The 19,346-nt window shown below is 37.9% G+C and carries 14 protein-coding genes and 4 tRNA genes; 6 read left to right on the top strand and 12 right to left on the bottom strand.

The features are described 5' to 3' along the window. The first annotated feature begins 737 nt into the window (after nt 1–737). On the top strand, nt 738–1,703 hold the full coding sequence (locus H4J61_RS00430) for an integron integrase (protein ID WP_182182681.1): 966 nt from the start codon (nt 738–740) through the stop codon (nt 1,701–1,703). Between the two features lie 259 nt (nt 1,704–1,962). Here H4J61_RS00430 and H4J61_RS00425 read toward each other — a convergent pair. From H4J61_RS00425 to H4J61_RS00390, 8 genes are all read right to left on the bottom strand, one after another. Next, nucleotides 1,963–2,039 (bottom strand) — tRNA-Asp (locus H4J61_RS00425). Nucleotides 2,040–2,089: 50 nt separating this feature from the next. Beyond that, a tRNA-Asp gene (locus H4J61_RS00420) sits at nt 2,090–2,166 on the bottom strand. A gap of 51 nt (nt 2,167–2,217) precedes the next feature. Next, nucleotides 2,218–2,294, bottom strand: a tRNA-Asp gene (locus tag H4J61_RS00415). Between the two features lie 51 nt (nt 2,295–2,345). Next, nucleotides 2,346–2,422 (bottom strand) — tRNA-Asp (locus H4J61_RS00410). A 169-nt stretch (nt 2,423–2,591) separates the two neighbouring features. After that, nucleotides 2,592–3,848, bottom strand: coding sequence for a TIGR03503 family protein (locus H4J61_RS00405; protein WP_182182678.1), 1,257 nt, complete (start codon nt 3,846–3,848; stop codon nt 2,592–2,594). A gap of 95 nt (nt 3,849–3,943) precedes the next feature. Next, nucleotides 3,944–4,678, bottom strand: a complete 735-nt coding sequence (gene dnaQ / locus H4J61_RS00400) for a DNA polymerase III subunit epsilon (protein ID WP_220461153.1) — start codon at nt 4,676–4,678, stop codon at nt 3,944–3,946. Between the two features lie 62 nt (nt 4,679–4,740). Continuing rightward, complete coding sequence (locus H4J61_RS00395) at nt 4,741–5,232, bottom strand: DUF2919 family protein (RefSeq protein ID WP_182182676.1); 492 nt, start codon at nt 5,230–5,232, stop codon at nt 4,741–4,743. Nucleotides 5,233–5,238: 6 nt separating this feature from the next. After that, nucleotides 5,239–6,003, bottom strand: a complete 765-nt coding sequence (locus H4J61_RS00390) for a DUF599 domain-containing protein (RefSeq protein ID WP_182138417.1) — start codon at nt 6,001–6,003, stop codon at nt 5,239–5,241. Between the two features lie 828 nt (nt 6,004–6,831). Here H4J61_RS00390 and H4J61_RS00385 point away from each other — a divergent pair. Beyond that, on the top strand, nt 6,832–9,120 hold the full coding sequence (locus H4J61_RS00385) for a carbohydrate binding family 9 domain-containing protein (protein ID WP_182182673.1): 2,289 nt from the start codon (nt 6,832–6,834) through the stop codon (nt 9,118–9,120). A gap of 211 nt (nt 9,121–9,331) precedes the next feature. Here the strand turns inward: H4J61_RS00385 and H4J61_RS17795 are convergent, their stop codons facing one another. Further along, nucleotides 9,332–10,549, bottom strand: a complete 1,218-nt coding sequence (locus tag H4J61_RS17795; RefSeq protein ID WP_259363033.1) for an RDD family protein — start codon at nt 10,547–10,549, stop codon at nt 9,332–9,334. A gap of 434 nt (nt 10,550–10,983) precedes the next feature. On the opposite strand from H4J61_RS17795, the gene cysK reads away from it, so the two are divergent. Next, nucleotides 10,984–11,961 (top strand): cysteine synthase A, encoded by a 978-nt coding sequence (gene cysK, locus H4J61_RS00375; RefSeq protein ID WP_182138415.1) that lies wholly within the window; start codon nt 10,984–10,986, stop codon nt 11,959–11,961. Between the two features lie 246 nt (nt 11,962–12,207). Then, nucleotides 12,208–12,642, top strand: coding sequence for a hypothetical protein (locus H4J61_RS00370; protein WP_182182671.1), 435 nt, complete (start codon nt 12,208–12,210; stop codon nt 12,640–12,642). Nucleotides 12,643–12,856: 214 nt separating this feature from the next. On the opposite strand, the gene ggt is transcribed toward H4J61_RS00370, so the two are convergent. Next, on the bottom strand, nt 12,857–14,599 hold the full coding sequence (gene ggt, locus H4J61_RS00365; RefSeq protein ID WP_182182687.1) for a gamma-glutamyltransferase: 1,743 nt from the start codon (nt 14,597–14,599) through the stop codon (nt 12,857–12,859). Between the two features lie 242 nt (nt 14,600–14,841). Next, entirely contained in the window at nt 14,842–15,468 is a 627-nt protein-coding gene (locus H4J61_RS00360) for a tRNA-uridine aminocarboxypropyltransferase (protein ID WP_182182669.1), read from the bottom strand. A gap of 224 nt (nt 15,469–15,692) precedes the next feature. On the opposite strand from H4J61_RS00360, the gene H4J61_RS00355 reads away from it, so the two are divergent. Together H4J61_RS00355 and rrtA are read left to right on the top strand one after the other, a co-directional pair. Continuing rightward, entirely contained in the window at nt 15,693–16,721 is a 1,029-nt protein-coding gene (locus tag H4J61_RS00355; protein WP_182182667.1) for a sensor domain-containing diguanylate cyclase, read from the top strand. Nucleotides 16,722–16,943: 222 nt separating this feature from the next. Continuing rightward, entirely contained in the window at nt 16,944–17,543 is a 600-nt protein-coding gene (gene rrtA, locus H4J61_RS00350) for a rhombosortase (RefSeq protein ID WP_182182659.1), read from the top strand. Here rrtA and H4J61_RS00345 read toward each other — a convergent pair. Continuing rightward, the gene (locus tag H4J61_RS00345) at nt 17,533–19,020 is read right to left on the bottom strand and encodes an FMN-binding glutamate synthase family protein (RefSeq protein WP_182182657.1); all 1,488 of its coding nucleotides are present in this window, start codon (nt 19,018–19,020) and stop codon (nt 17,533–17,535) included. The two genes, rrtA and H4J61_RS00345, sit on opposite strands and share 11 nt — an antisense overlap. Nucleotides 19,021–19,346: the final 326 nt, after the last annotated feature.

The raw sequence follows: 19,346 nt of genomic DNA, 5'->3' as shown, positions 1-19,346 counted from the left end.
TGGTGAATAATATCTATTAGATCACAGACGAAAACGGAGTTCAAGCTTAAAAAACAACCAACTCATCAAATGTAAAAAAAACGCAAAAACGTCTTTTTTGGAGAAATTCTACAGCCTCAACGCCCTATTAAGCGGCGAAAAATTGTTGGCTAAAATTGCGAGGAACGAAGCTAGCCAACTGTTTAGCGTCCGTTTGAATAGCTTGTTATGCGCTGGTTGTGATTACCACAAACAGCACCATTTATATAAAATTCTGTGGCAGCCCGACTGTAGAATTAAAAAACTCCCACTCAGTGCGACACACCAAACAATGAATTTTGAGCCACATAAATAATCTAACGTTTAGCACCAAACGTAAACTGGCGAAAAACACTTTGGCCAAAAGCTAAAAAAGTATAATTGCCACGTAAGTTACCAAAACAAAGAACAGGCAACAGCACAACAATTTTTTATAAAACGCGAAACGTAAAAAACAATTTAAACAGAATTCGTGTCTGACGCATAACAGCTTATTAGACGGATAGAATCCCACTTCCAACAAAGGTGAATGTCCAACTAATGAATATTTATTCAAATTAATATACATAACTTAATATTAACATTCAACACGTTAATTTTACTTTTTGAATATAGCGATGTAGAAAGACAGATTAAATCCCGCTTTATACATAAAAGCGGGATATGAAGCTAAACTGTAACTATACACAGTACATCTTTAAAATTAATAAGGAATAATGATGAAATCTGAATTTCTCTCGCATATCAAAGAAACTATGTGGACACGACGCTACGCCAAACGCACTATTGAGTCTTATTTATATTGGATTAAAGCGTATATTATCTTTATTGGAAAAATACATCCAAACGATTGCCATGATAAAGAAGTTGAAAAATTTCTTAGTTACCTTTCAAATAACTTAAATCTTGCCCCTAAATCTCAAGCATTAGCGTTAAATTCGGTTAACTACTTATATAAACATATTTTAATAAAACCGCTTAGCCTTGAATTACGTTTTAATAAATCTCGAGTAACGCCAAAACTTCCAACCGTATTAACTACAACAGAAGTCAAAGCGCTTTTAACGGCTGTGAACACAAATAACCTGTTACTGTGTCAATTAATGTATGGCAGTGGCTTGCGCTTAATGGAAGCGGTACGTTTGCGGGTTCAAGATATCAATTTTGATTATCACTGCATTGAAGTCTGGAATGGAAAAGGGGGTAAGCATCGAACGGTTACACTAGCCCCTGAGTTAACTGAGGCGCTAAAAAATCAAATATCACAGGTGAGCGCTTATTACGTATTAGATATGAAGAATGCTGACTACTCTGGGGTATATTTACCTTTTGCTTTAGCACGAAAATATCCGAGCGCAGCTAAAACATTTAATTGGCATTATTTATTTCCATCAAATCGATTATCGCTAGACCCTGAAGTGAATAAGTTAAGACGGCATCATATAAACGAAACTGTCATTCAAAAGGCAATAAAAGTAGCGTCAATAAAATCAAATATAAATAAAAACGTAACTTGTCACACCTTACGTCACTCTTTCGCCACTCATCTACTTCAAAGAGGTGCAGACATTCGTACTGTGCAGGAACAATTGGGCCATAGCGACATTAGAACAACGCAAATATACACACATGTCATAGAGCGAGGTGCAAACGGCGTTACAAGTCCATTATCAGCTTTAATATAAGCAGTTACAGCCTACTGGCTATGTTTTAATAATGGCTCTAATGACTATTAAATAAAATTTAAACAAATAAACTCACAGGCGAGTCCTGTAATTATATCTTTTGAAAAAATTCTGTTTGGATAATAAAGGAGGATATAGCTGGATTTTGGATTTTGGGTTTTGGATTTTGGATTTTGGATTTTAGATTTTTTTTATTGCTAATTACATTTTACATTAAAATGCTAATTAGCTTGAAATCACATATACAAATAAAATAAATTGGCGGAGTGGACGGGACTCGAACCCGCGACCCCCGGCGTGACAGGCCGGTATTCTAACCAACTGAACTACCACTCCGCGTATTTATTTCTGTAAATTTTAAAAGGATTTACAACCTTTGAAACAATTGGCGGAGTGGACGGGACTCGAACCCGCGACCCCCGGCGTGACAGGCCGGTATTCTAACCAACTGAACTACCACTCCACACATCTTGCTTCTGTAAATTTTGAAAGGACTTACAACCTTTGAAACAATTGGCGGAGTGGACGGGACTCGAACCCGCGACCCCCGGCGTGACAGGCCGGTATTCTAACCAACTGAACTACCACTCCACACATCTTGCTTCTGTAAATTTTAAAAGGACTTACAACCTTTGGATTAATTGGCGGAGTGGACGGGACTCGAACCCGCGACCCCCGGCGTGACAGGCCGGTATTCTAACCAACTGAACTACCACTCCACATATTAATCGCTGCTTTCAACACAACTCGTTGAATGCGGCGGAATAATACGGTTAAGATTCGATGCCGTCAACCAGTTTTTTACATTCATTTGTTTATATGTCTAATTGATGAACAATCCGGCGTTTTTAACAGCAACAACCCATAATAAAATACCATTAAGCCATTTTATTTACGCTTTTTACGTCGTATAAAAACAAACATCAATGCGGCAATTATGATCACTAAGCTGTTTCCGCCAACAATATACAAAAGTGTTGCTTGTTGTTGGTTGGCAACTTTAGCTTCTTGCATGGCTTTTACTTGCGCAAGCTTTTCAGCTTCCATTGCTGCATTAGCAATTGCTTGTGCACTTTTTTGCTCAGAGGTTAAATTATTAGACCCGCGGTTAACCGCTAATATACCTCCTTCGGGTAAGCGGTCAACATTAAAAGTAAACTCAGGTAATATTGCTTGAAACTCTCTGCCATTTTGAATATCACCAAACACCCCTACTTTTATCCGGTGCACTCCAGGCTCGGTAAAGGCAATTGTATGCGAACGGGTTAGGCCTTGCTCTTGCACTACAGTAAAAGGTTCTACTTGTTGATCGGGAAAAGTCACTTTACCTTGAATGAGAATACTGTCAGCTTTAACCAAACTATCATCAATAGTAAAGGTAACCAGATGTGTCTTATTTTCACCTTGGTTTGTCACTACTGATATGCTGATGGGGTTTTTCTGCACTACAATCGGCTTTTGTCGTAACTCTCTTGTGATCATAGGCATTTTAACAATATAAATAGGTTGCCACTCGCCTGGTGCAAAATCCAATTCAAATTCACCGGTAAACAAGCTGTCATTGGCATGTTCGTCTAAGTCTCTGCCGTTATCATAAAATGAAGCTAATTGAATGGGCGCTGCGCCAAAATTGTCAAAGGCCGAGTTATTGGTACTAAAAAAATCAACATTAAGTGTTAATACGTCTTGAAATAAAGGGTCATCAATGATCAAATCACCATTAAATAAGCGCGCTACCACTTTTAATGTTTCACCTTGTAAAATAATTTCGGGTAGTGGTGTCACTTCTAATCTAATTTCTGATACCACCATAATTTTGCTGTCGGCTTTTACCTGTCCTATCACTTGCCATGGACCAATCATCGGTGATTTTATCTTGAGCATATCGAAGGTTTCATCATCAAACCATTGCACTTTATCTTCAGGGTAATTGTTGATGTTTAGTTTTGAACCATCGGGGCGGATAAGAATAATGGGTTTGGCGCCACTGCGGCGATAAAATATCAGTGTTACTTCATCGAGTTGTTCGTCAATACGAAAGCGATTGTCAAAATAAGGAATTTGATTGGTGGCGCTATCATCAACATATTCAATTTCAGCGCCTATTTGCTGTGCATTTGCGCTTAGGCTGAACATTAGTGCCATTATCACCCTAGCACAGCGTGCTATGAATAATGGCTTGGTGTTAAACAAAGCTATTTTTGCTTTACTTATTTTTGTCGTATTTATTTCGACCCTACTTATTTCGACCATAGTGGCGCAGCCCCTTTGTCATTAACAATAACTAAACGTTTTTCGTGCTCAGCTAGTTCATCGGCAGTGGCAACCAAAACCTTTAATTTTTGGTGAATACTATTAACTCTGCGAATGGCGTTGGCATCTTCTCCTTGGCTATCACCTGATTGCAAGTTCAACGTGGCCTGTTTACGGGTCATTTCAATGTAAACAAACGCCAGTAACTGCGCATCTATTAACGCACCATGGTAAGTACGGTCAATTAATTTATCAACCTTATAAAAACGGGCTAAATAATCTAAGGTCTTAGGTGAGCCAAATTCGTCTTTGGCTACTTTTAAGGTATCGGTAATACTACAAATATCGGTTGTTTTAGGCAGGCCTCGCACCATCGAAAACTCATGGTCCATAAAGCCAACATCAAACTTCGCATTATGAATAACTAAACGGGCACCTTTAATAAAATTAACAAAATCTTGGCTTACTTGCTCAAACACTGGTTTGTCACGTAAAAATTCGTCGGTTAACCCATGAATATTAATAACTTCTTGGTCCATAACCATTTGTATGCCGCGCACCGTTGGCTTGACATAAACGTGAAAATTTCTGCCAGTTAGCTGACGGTTGATCATTTCTACACAACCAATTTCAACAATACGGTGTCCTTCACGAGGGTTAAGACCTGTGGTTTCTGTATCCAGTATGATCAGCCGTTCGTCTTGTGTATTTTGTTCAATCAATGTCTAACCCTTTAATTTTTTGTCATGCCTGTTTTTACATCGTGGTATGAAGGCTTTTAATGTCACTTTTCAGGTAAAGCTTCAGGAAATTCTGCAATGTTAATGGTAAGTCTTTTACTCAATAAAATATAGACAATCGCGGATATTACCAACGAACAATGTACTAGCAACCAGGTTATCGATTGAAGTTGCCAAATAAAATAGCCTAAAACCCCAATAAACAAATCAAAAGTTAATGCTACAATGAGCAATACCTTACATTTTCGCCAACAAATACGCACCCAAGCTTGCGCTTTAGGTCGGCGTAAACTTAAAATAAGTACAATAAACAAGCCAATAACACCTGAAGCTAAATTTAAATAAAACAGTGCAGTTTGTGGAAAAATCCACTGAATCATACCCACGTGATCACGCATATTAGTCACTGACATGATCCAAATAATATAGGCACGCAATATAAACAGTAAAATAATGTAAATACCGGGTGCTAATTTTAAGCAGTCAAAACTATCAAAGTGTTTTGGTAAAAAGTGCGCGTAATATTTAGCTGACATAAAGCATTACTTATCACTAACGTTTTGATTAGTGTTTGTTGTATTACTGGCCTTTGCATGCCTAGCAACAGACTCAAGCTCCAAATACTTTTGCCCTAAAGTAATCGCTTTGACTGCTTTTGAGCGAAACTCGCGGTTGTACAAAGTATAAACAACAAATAAGCTGGCTATCATAAAAATTAATGGATGAAAAAACCAACATAAAGCAGCAATAGAGAAATAATAAGAGCGTAAACCGTAGTTATAAGAATGAGCCGCTTGGTCTTGCACTACGGCCATTTGTTCAGCATATTTTTTCAAGTTTTCATTCTCACCACTTTGGTCAAACGGACAAGCGCCAATCATGACGTTCACAAAACCATATTGGCGCATTGACCAAGTAAATTGAAAAAATGACAAAACAAAAATAAACGTGAGCAAACTGAGCTTTAATTGGATCATGACATGATTAGGAAAGCTAGCATATGGAATTGAGCCAATCACTGACTCAAGTCGCTCTACTTGAGCAAACAATGTTAAAACACCCGCTAATATTAACAAGGTAGAAGAAGCAAAAAAGGAAATATTACGTTCTAAATTAGCGAGTAAGGCGGCCTCACTCACCCGAACATCACGACCAATAATTTCATACATCCAATAAATTCTATGTTGATGCAAGCATCTTGCAACACAGTTGGTTGTTTTTGCTTTTTTACGTGCAAATCCGGTATACCCCACCCAACAAATAAAAAAACAGCAAAGCGCGATAACATCAAGCAGAGAAAATGGCATAGTAATTACAAAGACTTATCATTTTTAATAAAGATGAAGTTATTATGCTCTACAATTTTTTAAGATTCGAGCAATTATTCATTAATTATTCATTAATTCTTCATAATTTCTGAATAACTTTTGTATAACTTTTATATGATAATATCAATTGAAATAACGAATGAGGTTACTTGGCGTTATACTAAAAAAAGCTAAAAATAGAATGGTAAATTAATCGTGTTAACAAGTAACTAGCTAATAAAAACCGCTTTAGCAGCCAAATTAATTGCAACCTAAATAAGCACCTCGACGTTAAACATAAGGTAAACTTAAGCAAAACCTAGCCCACTGAATCCCGATGGCAAAAAGGTAGTTATTACTCAATTAACCGATTGACACACTGGCTAGCAATTTAGTCTAAAAATTTTGTATTTTTATTTATCATAGCCACACAAGCCCATTCAACTATTGATATAGCACCGCATAATTAGCACCGAAAAACATTAACCAACATAGCAAAAAGTCATCTGCCAAACGACTCTCTATCGCAATAAAATCAAGCTATGAACGGCCAAGTTTGTTCATCAAACCTAGCTATGCTTAGCTTAAATAAGCCTCATAATTCGTCTCATCAATAACACCATAAATAGTGTCATAAGTAGCCATATAAATAAGGCCATATTTTTATATGGCTAAAGAAACCATCATTAAAAGAGTTTTTTTCTACCAAAACAGAAGTTTACATTGCCATTGCTTAGCAAGTTTGTAACAATTTGTTAAAAGGAATTCTCGTTAGCGTAAAGTTATTACGTTAAAATATAAAATAATAATAAGATTGGAGTGGTAAATTTGAAATTTAGTATTCGTGGCATATATACACTCGCCAGCGCATTTATACTATTTATACAGCCTAGTGTTGCTCAAGAAAACACCGTAGAACTGGCACAATTAAATATTCCCCATGTAAACCTTAAGTTAGAAATTGACGGTAAGTTAAATGATGCTATATGGCAGCAAGCCCTTGATGTATCGCTTGATATTGTTAACAGCCCTTGGAACAATAAATCTAGCCCAGTTTCAACAAGCGCAAAAATTGTTGAAAATGGTGATTTTCTCTACATCGCTTTTATTGCCCAAGATCCTAACCCTGAATTAATTCAAGGATTTTTAGGTGACCGCGATACTCGCTGGAGAGATGACTTAGTCGGTTTTAAATTAGATACTTACAATAATCGCCGTTTAAACTACGAGTTTTTTGTTAATCCACACGGCGTACAACATGACGCTATTTTCAATGAAATGACCGGCAGTAAAGACGAAGCCTGGGATGGTATTTGGCAATCTGCTGGTAAAATAACGAAAACCGGCTATCAAGTTGAAATTGCGATTCCCTATCATATTTTAAATTTTGACGACAATGATGATGTTAAAACTTGGGCAATGGAGTTAGTGCGCTTATACCCACGCGATACACGTTTGCGGATATCCCACATTGAACTTGATCGCGACGATTCCTGTTGGTTATGTCAAATCCCAGAAATAACCGGATTTAAAGACGCTAAAGCCAGCAAAAATATTATGATCACGCCAACCTTAGTCGCTAGTAAAAGCGAAAGTCGTGAAATATTTGCGCCAACAACAGATTGGCAAAGTGAAAGCGATATTGATGCCGGTTTAGATCTACGTTGGGGCATTAACGCTAACACCTTATTAAATGTTACCGTCAACCCAGATTTTTCTAATGTTGAGTCAGATGCCGGCCAGTTAAGTGTTAATAAAACCTTTTCATTATTTTATGATGAAAAACGTCAGTTTTTTGTTGAGAATTCAGAATATTTTTCCAGTAACTTTGATCTTGTCTACACGCGAAACATTGCTGATCCCGAATACGGCGCCAAACTAACAGGCACCCAAGGCCAACATAGTTATGGCGCATTCATGACCAATGATACGCAAACCAATATTATTCTGCCTGGTAATACTGGCTCAAGATTAATTTCATTAGATGAAAAGAGTGAATCAGGGGCAATAAAATATCGCTATGATGTTAATGACGATTTATCTCTTGGTGTTATTAGCACGTTACGCCAAACCGATAGTTATCATAATTTTGTTTCAGGGCTTGATTCAAAATATCGTCTAAATGACTCAAACTCATTCCAAGCACAAATATTGGTGGCTGATACTAAAGACTCAGCACAATTTACCGACAGCGGCCAAGCAGAAAACTTTAACGACCATGCCTTTAAAATTCAGTATGAACATGATTCTGAATATTGGCAGGTGTTTTCAGAACACCAAGAAATAGGCACAAAATTTCGTGCTGATTTAGGTTTTATGCCACGTGCTGATTATCAAAAGAGTAACGTGTTGGTTAATCGCTTTATCTATGGTGAGCCTGACAGTGCTTGGCAAAAAATGAAGTTTGCTGGCCAATGGCAAATATTACACAATGAAAACGGTGAGTTATTGGAGCGCTCAGTCTCTTCAAGCTTCAGTATTGATGGCCCAATGCTATCACTTTTCGATGTAATGCTGGTTAGCGCTGATAAAATTGGCTTACGCCGTCATGAACTAGATTTTAATTTACCTATTGATAACAGCATTGACGGTAACACCCAGCGTTTCCAAGAAAATCAGCTCGTTATCTATGGTTATATTCAGCCAACAGCGCAATTTTCCACTGAGCTTGAATTAACCATTGGCGATAAAATTGATTATGTTAATGACCGAGTTGGTGATATTACAGAGCTTTATGGCTACATAAATTATAATGTTAATAAACATTTAGAGTTTGAGTTCTCGCACACCTACAGTAATTTAGAGGCCGACAATGCCAACGTGTTTACCGAAAACTTAACTGAACTTCGTGTTTCATATCAGTTTAATATTTATAGCTATTTGAAATTAAACGTTGTTTACACCGATATTGACTTCAACCTAGATAATAATCCCAGCGCCTATTCAATAAAAAATAACAACTTATCAACACAGCTAATTTATGCTTATAAGATAAACCCACAAACCGTCTTTTACTTAGGTTATTCAGATAATAGTTATCAAGATGATAGATTAAAAAACTTAACGCGAGATCAACGTACCATTTACAGTAAAATTAGTTATGCATGGTTGCCATAAGTATTAATATTAGCAGCTTAAATTAATATTAATCACATCAGCTATCAGTGTAATCAATAACAAAGTAAGCGCTTGATTACGCTAATAACTTACCGTGCAAAAAAGATTAATGCCTATCCCTAGCCTGCCTTGTGCCTAAAGGCAGGTAATTTTAACTTTTGTCGTTCAGTACTCAACCAGTATTCGAGGCTGTTTCATAATATCAGTGGTTTTAAGCAACGGTCTGCTCAGCAGTGTTGGTGCTGCTTATTTTACTCTCAGTATCAATATTAGTATCATTAACGACAATTGTTGCTGAAATTTTATCATGAATAGCCTGTCGATTAGGGTCCCAAAATATCTGTGCAAAGCCAAGTAAACCTGTGGCTATGCCAGCACCATAACCACCATAACGCCCAAAACTGTCCCATATTGATAACGGCGTGCCATCAAGCTGGATCACTCTAATACTAAACAGCTTTTTGCCCGGTGTTTGACCATTCCAAAGTGCGGTAAACATAGTGAAATAAAATGCTGCCCAACCAAAACCTAGCCCCAGATCTTCGACTAAACCTTGTAACCAAGCAAAGCCTTTATATACCGATGAACTCGACGGAACAGCAACCGTAGGTTTATTTTTATCTATTTCGCTTGTGGTATTACTTTGTTCAGCGCCAGTAACCGCAACTTTTTTCTCAACTTTGTCTTTAATCAATGGCGGCTTCGTCTGAGCAGCTAAAGGTAATTGTTCAAGTTGCACACTTAACTGGGTTATTTCTTGCTGACTTAAACGGCTTTGCTTAGCCACACGTTCAAGTAAGTCAGCATTAAATTTGTTAATTTCTAGCCTCGAGGCTGTTTGCTCACTATAGGCCGATGATAAACTTTCACACAACTGCAGCCAACATGGATAATCAACACAGTCAGTCTGAGAAGTTGCAACGCCTGCGGCTAAGGTGAGTGCGGCTTTGATAAAATCATTATCCTCTGAGACATTAGTGTTTGCTTCAGTCATATTTTCTGCATGGCTTTGTATTTTATTACTCGATAATGTACCTTGGCTCTGCCCTGCTTGCTCAACATCATGATTAAAGGTCTCTAATTCAGCAAAGAGCTTGGGTAAGATATCAATCAAGACGACGAAAACAATTAACGCAGCAAAAACACGTAAAATTATTTTGCTTAAAGCACGTTTTTTAGCCAATTTATTACCACGTTTTCTACTGCCCAGTTTAAATAGCGTTATCGCCACCAAAAAAGCCAATAACTCGCCCGGAGCACCACTTAACAAAGCGACCAAACACAAATCTACTAACAGTGCCATGCCTCGGCGCCACGGCACAGCTAATGATATACCAAACAGCGACTTATCAATTTTAAAAGCCAGTGGTGTTAATATTTCACGCGTTTCTTCATCAGACAATTTTTTTACTTGAATTTTCGCCATCATTGAAATCTCTTTGTGATACTTTATTAAGTAACTTATCCAAAACTTAGTTTATAAATTACCTGCCACCCTTGTCCATCTGTACCTTGGGGGCTTACTGTACTTTAGCTATCTGTAAATAAATTAAATATCTTAATATCAACGAGTTGATTTCCGCCTAACTATTACAACAGCGATATAGATGACATAAAGCTATACTCAAGTATGCAAAAAATCCACATCTAAGACCCATTAGTTAGGTATCTATTCCTTTTTTGCATATAAGATACCGAAATATCACTTCTTTTTCTGCCATAAAGGGTTAACCTACTTGCAATAGTGTTAACCTACTTACAATAGTGTTAATGAACTGAAATAGCTTTTGGTGGTTAACACGTAAAATATCTATTAAACCTGTATGCCATACTCGGTCAATGCAATGAAAAAAGGATTAAAGAATGTCGACTATATTTGAAGATAACTCAACATCAATTGGTAATACACCGCTAGTTAAACTTAACCGCATAGTTACGGGTGAAAATACTGCAAATATCTACGCCAAGATTGAAGCACGTAACCCAAGCTTCAGTATTAAGTGCCGCATTGGTGCCAATATGATTTGGGATGCCGAGAAAAAAGGTTTGCTTGTGGCCGGTAAATCTATTGTCGAACCCACCAGTGGTAATACAGGTATCGCACTAGCATTTGTTGCTGCTGCTCGTGGTTATAAAATCACCCTAACTATGCCAAACACCATGAGTATAGAGCGTAGAAAGTTATTAATTGCGCTAGGGGCTAAATTAATATTAACCGACGGTGCCAAAGGCATGGGTGGTGCTATTGCCAAAGCACAAGAAATTAAAGATGCTGATCCAGATAACACAGTACTGTTAGGTCAATTTGATAATCCAGCTAACCCTGAAATTCATGAAAAAACTACCGGGCCTGAAATTTGGCGTGATACTAAAGGTAACATTGATTTCTTCGTTGCTGGTGTTGGTACAGGTGGCACAATTACCGGTACAACGCGATACCTTAAAAGTGTTGCCGAGCATAAAATCACCTCAGTAGCGGTTGAACCTACAGATTCGCCTGTTATTACTCAAGCAATCGCGGGTGAAAAACTAACACCAGGTCCTCATAAAATTCAAGGTATTGGTGCTGGCTTTATTCCTGGCAACTTAGATCTTTCACTTATTGATGCCGTTGAACAGGTATCAAATGACGACTGTATGGCAATGGCGCATCGCTTAATGAAAGAAGAAGGTATACTTGCCGGTATATCGTCTGGAGCTGCCGTTGTAGCCGCTAAGCGTATTGCTGAAAGACCAGAAAATGCGGGCAAAAACATTGTCGTTATTCTTGCTAGCTCTGCTGAACGCTACCTTTCAAGTCCATTGTTTGCTGATTCATTTTCTGAAGAAGACCTGGCGTAATAGCCAAAAAACATCAAGCTAAGTTTTATTGTTAAGTCATTATTATTAAATTATGACAATTTACTGGTTTTTTGACAATTAAACGCTAGCTTGAGCTGAATTTTAAAAGCCTGATTTGAAAGAGTCAGGTTTTTTTTGATCTTAAAATATTATACAATTTATGTCAGTAAAAATTAGCTTACTCTATCTTTGATGCCTACCTTTACGGTAAAATGGCGTTAAGTTCACAAAGTTATCTGTTACCCTATGAATTATTTAAAATTAATCATCTTAAGTTTCGTTGTTTTGTTCTCTGCCTGTAGTAAAGAAAACAACAACAAAATTCATAATCTTGACAACCCAGAAGAGGTTGCCATTGAATTTTTTAATGCCTTGTATAATGAACAAAATATTAAAAAAGCTGCATCGGTTTGTAGTCCAAGATTATCGCGCATTATTCTGCACTATCAATCACCCAGAGCGGTTGCTCGCCATTTATTCAATATGTCATACGATAAAGTTGATATTACGCCCGATGATAGTGGTGTTAAAGTAAGAGAACAATTTAAAAACTCTGCGGAGATTACTATCTATTTTGACGGTTATTACCAAAATGACCGTATAAAAGATGTTAAACGATTGTTGCTAGTACAAATTGATAATAAATGGATTATCGAAAAGAAACTAAAAGATCCCTTTTAATTGCTCCCTAAAACAACATCGCCACTCTTTCACATCTTCACATCCATGTAGTCGTGGCATTGCCGACATAGGTGTAAATGTAGATCTCGGTACTTAGCCTTTGTCGGGAAGAAAAAAGCTGACCATTTATCTTGAATATAAAAACGGCGTCAATATTGACGCCGTTTTGTTTTTTAAACTTAAACTTAAACTTTAATTAAAGTTAAAGTTAAAGTTAATAACCTATGGCTATACCTTCGCGGCGAGGATCAGCCCCACCTCGCAATTTACCCTTAGATAATTCAATCGCTTGAATACCACTGTTTAAATCACGCACCACAACCTGATGCCCTTTTGCTTCTAACGCAGACTTAAGCTTGACTAAATCGCTGCCTTTTTCCAATGTGGTGACCTTATTGCGATTAGTGATGTGGGGCAAGTTAATCGCAGATTGTGGATCAAGTTGCCAATCTAAAATAGCGATCATGGTTTGGGCAACATAATTAATAATTCGGCTGCCGCCCGGAGAGCCTAAAACAAGCTTTAAAGCCTTGTCTTGAGTAAATACCATCATAGGTGCCATAGAGCTTCGCGGACGCTTACCTGGCTCTAAACGGTTAGCTACCCACTGGCCATTCTTTTTTGGATCTAATGAAAAGTCAGTCAATTGATTATTGAGAATAAAACCTTCAACCATCACCGCAGAGCCAAAGCCCATTTCAACACTGGTGGTCATAGAAACCGCATTACCGTCTTCATCAACAATTGAGATATGGCTTGTTGAAGGTAATTCATAAGCATTGTCGTCGGCTTGTGCAAGTGCACCTATTGGTGTGCCTGCAACCGCTGTGCCCATATCGCTATCAGGATTAATCAACGCGGAGCGCTGCGCCATATATGGCTTTGAAATCAACCCCTGTGTGGGTACATTCACAAAGCTGCTATCGGCAATATAACGATTACGATCGGCAAATGCCAAACGAGAACTTTGGCTAAATAAGTGGGTAAACTCAACATCTGCTAGCGATAATTTGGCAATATCAAATTTCTCAAGTTGTCCAAGTATTTGAATAACCGCCACACCACCCGAACTTGGTGGTCCCATGCCACACACTTGATATTGTCGATAAGGTCCACATACCGCCGGTAATTCTTTTGCGCGATAGTTTTTCATATCAGCTAATGTTAAACGGCCTGGGGCAATGGGTGATTGTTGTACTGCAGCAACAATTTTCTTTGCGATCCAACCTTCATAAAAAGCATTGATGCCGTTTTTAGCAATACTACGATATACAGTCGCTAACTTTGGGTTTTTTAATAACTGCCCTGCTTTTACTGCTTCACCATGAGGAAAAAAGTAATTTTTAATCGTTGGTAATTTCGTAATACCTGGGTTAAATTCCATTGCCACTAGCTTTTCTAGCCTAGGTGAAACAATAAAGCCTGTTTCTGCTAAATTAATTGCATCTTTAAACAATGCCGCCCAAGGTAGCTTGCCATATTTTCCATGCGCCTTGTTAAGACTTGCTAATACCCCAGGTACGCCAACAGCATGACCACCAACAACGGCTTTTATCCATGGAATAGCTTGACCATTCTCATCTAAAAACATATCTGTTGTTGCCGCCGCTGGTGCGGTTTCTCTGCCATCAAAAGTGGTTAGCTGCTGAGCTTTTTTATCCCAATGCAACATAAACGCACCGCCACCAATGCCTGAAGATTGTGGCTCAACCAAGGTTAATACCAATTGAACTGCAATAGCAGCATCTACAGCACTTCCACCTTGCTTAAGTATATTCAAACCGGCTTTACTGGCATAAGGGTTTGCTGCTGCTACCATGGCATGCTCGGTAACAACGGTTTGCTTAGCGATAATACCTGTTGCCGCTTCTGGTTCACGGTCTTCTCTTTTTTTATCTGGCGCTGCTACAACCAACAAACTGGTGGAAATAAAGAGTAAAGATAATAGCCCTTTCATGGCTGAATTTGACATGCTGTTCCTTAATAAATAATTGACGATAAGTTAGATTAATCTCACTAATTTTCTGATCATTTCAGCTAATTTAAACAACTAGCTATTACAATAAGTGCCTTTTATTAGACCCTTTTATCTGTGTATAAAGTAGACCGGCTCATTAAGGCAACTGGTCTACTTTAACGACCATAACATTGCCCAAGATATTAACACCTTCATTAACAGGTCTATATCTTATTCAGCCATCAGTCACTATGCTGACTAAATGATTGCTGAAATTTATTAAATTTTACAAAACTATTTAACAAGTTTTGATACTTTTCAGGCTCATTTTCTACGCGGGCTAAAGCATGACAGCATGCTTCGAGTGATGATAGCGCATGGTCTTTTTTGGTTTTTCTAATCTCATAAAGGCTGGCTATGCCTTGCGGTAAAACAATATGCTTTATATTATGTAAGCAAGCATTGCTCATAAACATGCGATAGGCTTTTTTCCAAGTACCATCAAGTATAATAATGCACTTAATTTCACTCAGCTTAGGCTCTATATCCTCACTTTGATTATTATCGGTAATAGTTAACGCTGGAAAATTCAGCGTTAAAGCCTGCTTACTCGGATATAACAAGACTATGTTGTCAGCATATTGTATCAGGCGCTGCCTTAAAATATCAGAATCCGCAAAGGTTTCGCCCACTATCACCTCGCAGTTCGTTAACGATTGTTTTAATAAGCTGACCGTACCTTTGCTTTGCTTAACTTCACTGGGATGTTGCAGCACAATAACAGGTATGTGGTTATCAATAGCGACAGTAAAAGCGCAAATACAGGCTTTTTCAGGCCGTTGACATTGTTGACATAAAACTCGGGACATTTATTTAAAATAATAAAAAAATAGGATAGCTAAGTTTACGAAACTTTATCGACGAGTTTAAGTCATTTATTACATTACTTTTTAATATTGTTGTACTTAACTCATTTCGAATTGCTAATTCAACCAATCAACGCTATTACTTAGGGACGTTGTCGATATCGCACCGAGGCAACGAGTGTTTTTAAATATCGTTGTTTTCAGAATGCATTTAACAAGGAATTTCCATGCATAAAACCTATCAACACAGTTCGGCTAGCGCTTCAGATCATACCTTAAATACTATCTTAAATATTATTGTTGAAGGTGTTTGGGACTGGAATAGCAATACCAAAATAGTGACCCGTAGCCCAAGCTGGTACCACATGTTAGGTTACGAGTTTGCTGTTTTTAGAAAGGATGTATTTACTTGGGAAAATATTATCCATCCAGAAGATTACCCTAGAGTTATGCATCAGTTTGAACGTTATATATCAGGAAAGATTAACGCTTACAATGTAGAATATCGTTGTAAAAAATCAGACGATAGTTATTTATGGATTGCAGATCGCGGCGCGATTATAGCAAGAAATGCCGATGGCAGTGTTGACCGGATGATTGGCGCACATCATAATATACACCAACAAGTTATGGCTCAAACCGACCTTATTGAAAAAAATAAACTATTACAAAATAGCCACTTATCATTAGAAAAAGTTATTGCACAAAAAACGGATGAGTTAGCCAAAAAAAACCAGCAATTAGAACGAAAAATTATCGAGGTTGAGTCAGTTTCAAACATAGACTCTTTAACAGAAATTGCCAATCGTAAGCTTTTTGAAACGATATTAAATAAAGAGATAATACGCGCTGAACGCTATCACCACCCGTTAACCCTAGTCATGTTTGATCTAGATAAATTTAAAGACATTAACGATCAATATGGCCATAAAGTGGGTGATAATATTCTTTGTATTATAAGCAAACTTGTTGCCCAAAACATTAGAGATGTCGATTTATTTGCTCGCTGGGGTGGTGATGAGTTTGTTATTATCTTCCCTGAACTCTCTCAAAAACAGGCACATCAAACCAGCGATAAATTACGAGAAATGATTAGCCAATATCAAATAAAGGACAAAATATCAGTAACCTGTAGCTTTGGCATTGCACAATATAACAGCGGTGACTCAATAGACAGTTTATTTAAACGGGTAGATAAACAGCTTTATATTTCAAAAGCACAAGGTCGTAATCAAGTTTACTCTGAAGTTATTTAAACTATTTAAGTTATTTAAGTTATTTAAGTTACGTAGGAAAAGTTGATTGTTTATTGAAGTGTAACTGAGCAGATATAGCTATCAAGCTGAATCCATACTCACTGGCCATTACTCGCTATTACTCACTATGCTCACTAAAACAAATGTTTATAAAGCTCCAAGCAACTGCTAAAGTGCGTTGAATCATATCACGCTATAAATTTAAACAAATAATAAAAACACATGCTGCAATTAAAACCTCTACCCGTAAAAGCAACTCACAGTCTTGGCCCTTTGATCGTATTCACGCTTGCTTTGAGCGCCTTTATCTTTGATGCTCAAATTTCTGATTTGCTCATTTATAATCGTAGCTTAATCACAGCGGGAGAATATTGGCGCATAATATCAGGCCATTTTTTTCATTCTAATGCTAATCACTTTCTACTGAACACCGCCGCAGTCGCTCTGCTATGGGCCTTGCATGGGCAATATTATAGCTATAAAAATTACCTGTTAGTGTTTCTGACCAGTGCCATAGTTTGCAGCCTGGGTATTTATTGGTTTTCTGTCAACATTGAACTTTATGTTGGGCTGTCAGGTGTTCTACATGGCTTTTTTGTTTGGGGGGCATTAATGGACATCAAGCATAAAGAAAAAACCGGCTATCTGCTGTTAATCGGGGTGATGGCAAAAATCATTCATGAGCAAATTTACGGTGCCAGCGCCGATGTAGAAATACTTATCGGTGCAAGTGTTGCCACCGATGCTCATTTATATGGCGCGATCGGTGGCTTGTTAGCTTTTATCTGGTGTTATTTTACAGCTAATAAAGCTAGTGCTTAGTTTCGTTATAGGGATGTAATTTATCAAGCGCAATAGATAAACCGTTGTCTTGAATAACCCGAACATGGTGACGGCCCAAACCTCTTGCCTGGGTAACACCACATGAATGTGCTAACAAGCCAACACCGTATAGAATGTACTTATGATAATTGGCAACACGCACAGCTTTACTGATCGGGTCTAACCCTTGTTGTAATCTAGGATCATGCGTAGTAATCCCCGTAGGACAGGTGTCTTTATTACACTGCATTGCTTGAATACAACCTAAAGAAAACATAAAGCCTCTTGCTGAATTTACAGCATCGGCCCCCATTGCCAGTGCCCAAGCAACTTTTGATGGTGTGATCAGTTTACCTGCACATATAATTCTAATTTGGTCGCGTAAACCATATTCAACGAGTAAATTAACAACCAGCGGTAAGCTTTCTTTTAACGGCAAGCCAACATAATCCATCAAGGGTTGTGGTGCTGCCCCCGTACCACCATCAGCACTGTCTATGGTAATAAAATCTGGCGCAGATTCTGGCCCTTGGCGGTTAATCTCTTCAAGTAAATCTCTTAACCATAACGATTCACCGATAACCGCTTTAAAGCCTACAGGCTTGCCTGTGACTTTGCGTACTCGATTGACCATGGTCAAAATATCTTTCACTGACTTAATTTCTGGGTGAGCATTGGGACTGATTGAGTCTACACCTATGGGTATACCTCGTATGATAGCAATTTCTTCAGTCACTTTTTTGCCTGGTAATATGCCACCTTTACCGGGTTTAGCGCCTTGGCTCATTTTTATTTCAAACATTTTAATTTGTGGCATCGCCGCTAATGCAGCCAACATTTTGTCGCATAACTGCCCGTGCTCATCCCTTACGCCATATTTTGCGGTGCCTATTTGATAAACAATATCTGCACCACTGGCCAGATGATGTTCACTAACGCCGCCTTCACCTGTGTTTAACCAGCATCCTGCTTTTGCTGCACCATCTGAAAGTGCTTTAATTGCTGGTGCAGATAAAGCGCCAAAACTCATCGCTGAAATATTAAAAATTGAATCTGTGATGTAAGGCTTTCTACATTGACGACCAAAGGTAATAGCGCTCGCCGGGACTGCGTCTTCTTCCAGGGTCGGAAAAGCACAGTTCATAAACATTATGGTGCCAATGGGTTCAAGATTTCGCGTCGAGCCAAATGCCACGGTGCGGTCAACATTTTTTGCTGCACGATAGACCCAGCTGCGCTCAGCTCGATTAAAGGGTAATTCTTCTCGGTCCATGGCAAAAAAGTATTGTCTAAAAAACTCCCCCTGCTTTTCAAAAAAATATCTAAACCGGCCAATAACGGGATAATTACGCCGTATCGCCTGTTTATTCTGCGTTTTATCGACAATGTACATATAGATTATCGCTAATACGCCTAGCCCCAACAATAATATAAATAGTGCAGAAAGCGTTTCTACATAACCTAGCATGTTATCCATGTTTACCTCGTTAATCTCGTTGGTTTTTTCAGTTGGTTTTTTCAGTTGATTTTAATCTGATATTTTATCAAGAAATCATCGACTAAACCTATCGAAAAGACTCCAAATATGGCATTTATCATATCATCATAGACTAATTATAATGCATCAAAAATGTACCATGACCTTATACAGGCACATATACAGGCAGTATAATATTGCCTTAATAAAAATCACTTTAGCATCAATCAGTTTAAATCTGTGGCTTTTTCATGTCAGTTGTATATGATGATTTAGTGACCATAAAAGTGGCTTAGTGAATTTTCAAAAAGGTTACTATCAATATA

The sequence above is a fragment of the Colwellia sp. MB3u-4 genome (assembly GCF_014077065.1).
In the GTDB taxonomy this organism is placed as follows: domain Bacteria; phylum Pseudomonadota; class Gammaproteobacteria; order Enterobacterales; family Alteromonadaceae; genus Cognaticolwellia.
The sequence above is the reverse complement of the archived record's forward strand: the minus strand, read 5'-3'. Positions and strand labels throughout refer to the sequence as shown.

What these genes read in the sequence shown, in the direction of transcription:
- H4J61_RS00430 (WP_182182681.1), top strand. Translation starts at nt 738, where the DNA reads ATGAAATCTGAATTTCTCTCGCATATCAAAGAAACTATGTGGACACGA.
- H4J61_RS00405 (WP_182182678.1), bottom strand. Translation starts at nt 3,848, where the DNA reads ATGGCACTAATGTTCAGCCTAAGCGCAAATGCACAGCAAATAGGCGCT.
- H4J61_RS00395 (WP_182182676.1), bottom strand. Translation starts at nt 5,232, where the DNA reads ATGTCAGCTAAATATTACGCGCACTTTTTACCAAAACACTTTGATAGT.
- H4J61_RS00390 (WP_182138417.1), bottom strand. Translation starts at nt 6,003, where the DNA reads ATGCCATTTTCTCTGCTTGATGTTATCGCGCTTTGCTGTTTTTTTATT.
- H4J61_RS17795 (WP_259363033.1), bottom strand. Translation starts at nt 10,549, where the DNA reads ATGATGGCGAAAATTCAAGTAAAAAAATTGTCTGATGAAGAAACGCGT.
- cysK (WP_182138415.1), top strand. Translation starts at nt 10,984, where the DNA reads ATGTCGACTATATTTGAAGATAACTCAACATCAATTGGTAATACACCG.
- H4J61_RS00370 (WP_182182671.1), top strand. Translation starts at nt 12,208, where the DNA reads ATGAATTATTTAAAATTAATCATCTTAAGTTTCGTTGTTTTGTTCTCT.
- ggt (WP_182182687.1), bottom strand. Translation starts at nt 14,599, where the DNA reads ATGAAAGGGCTATTATCTTTACTCTTTATTTCCACCAGTTTGTTGGTT.
- H4J61_RS00360 (WP_182182669.1), bottom strand. Translation starts at nt 15,468, where the DNA reads ATGTCCCGAGTTTTATGTCAACAATGTCAACGGCCTGAAAAAGCCTGT.
- H4J61_RS00355 (WP_182182667.1), top strand. Translation starts at nt 15,693, where the DNA reads ATGCATAAAACCTATCAACACAGTTCGGCTAGCGCTTCAGATCATACC.
- rrtA (WP_182182659.1), top strand. Translation starts at nt 16,944, where the DNA reads ATGCTGCAATTAAAACCTCTACCCGTAAAAGCAACTCACAGTCTTGGC.
- H4J61_RS00345 (WP_182182657.1), bottom strand. Translation starts at nt 19,020, where the DNA reads ATGGATAACATGCTAGGTTATGTAGAAACGCTTTCTGCACTATTTATA.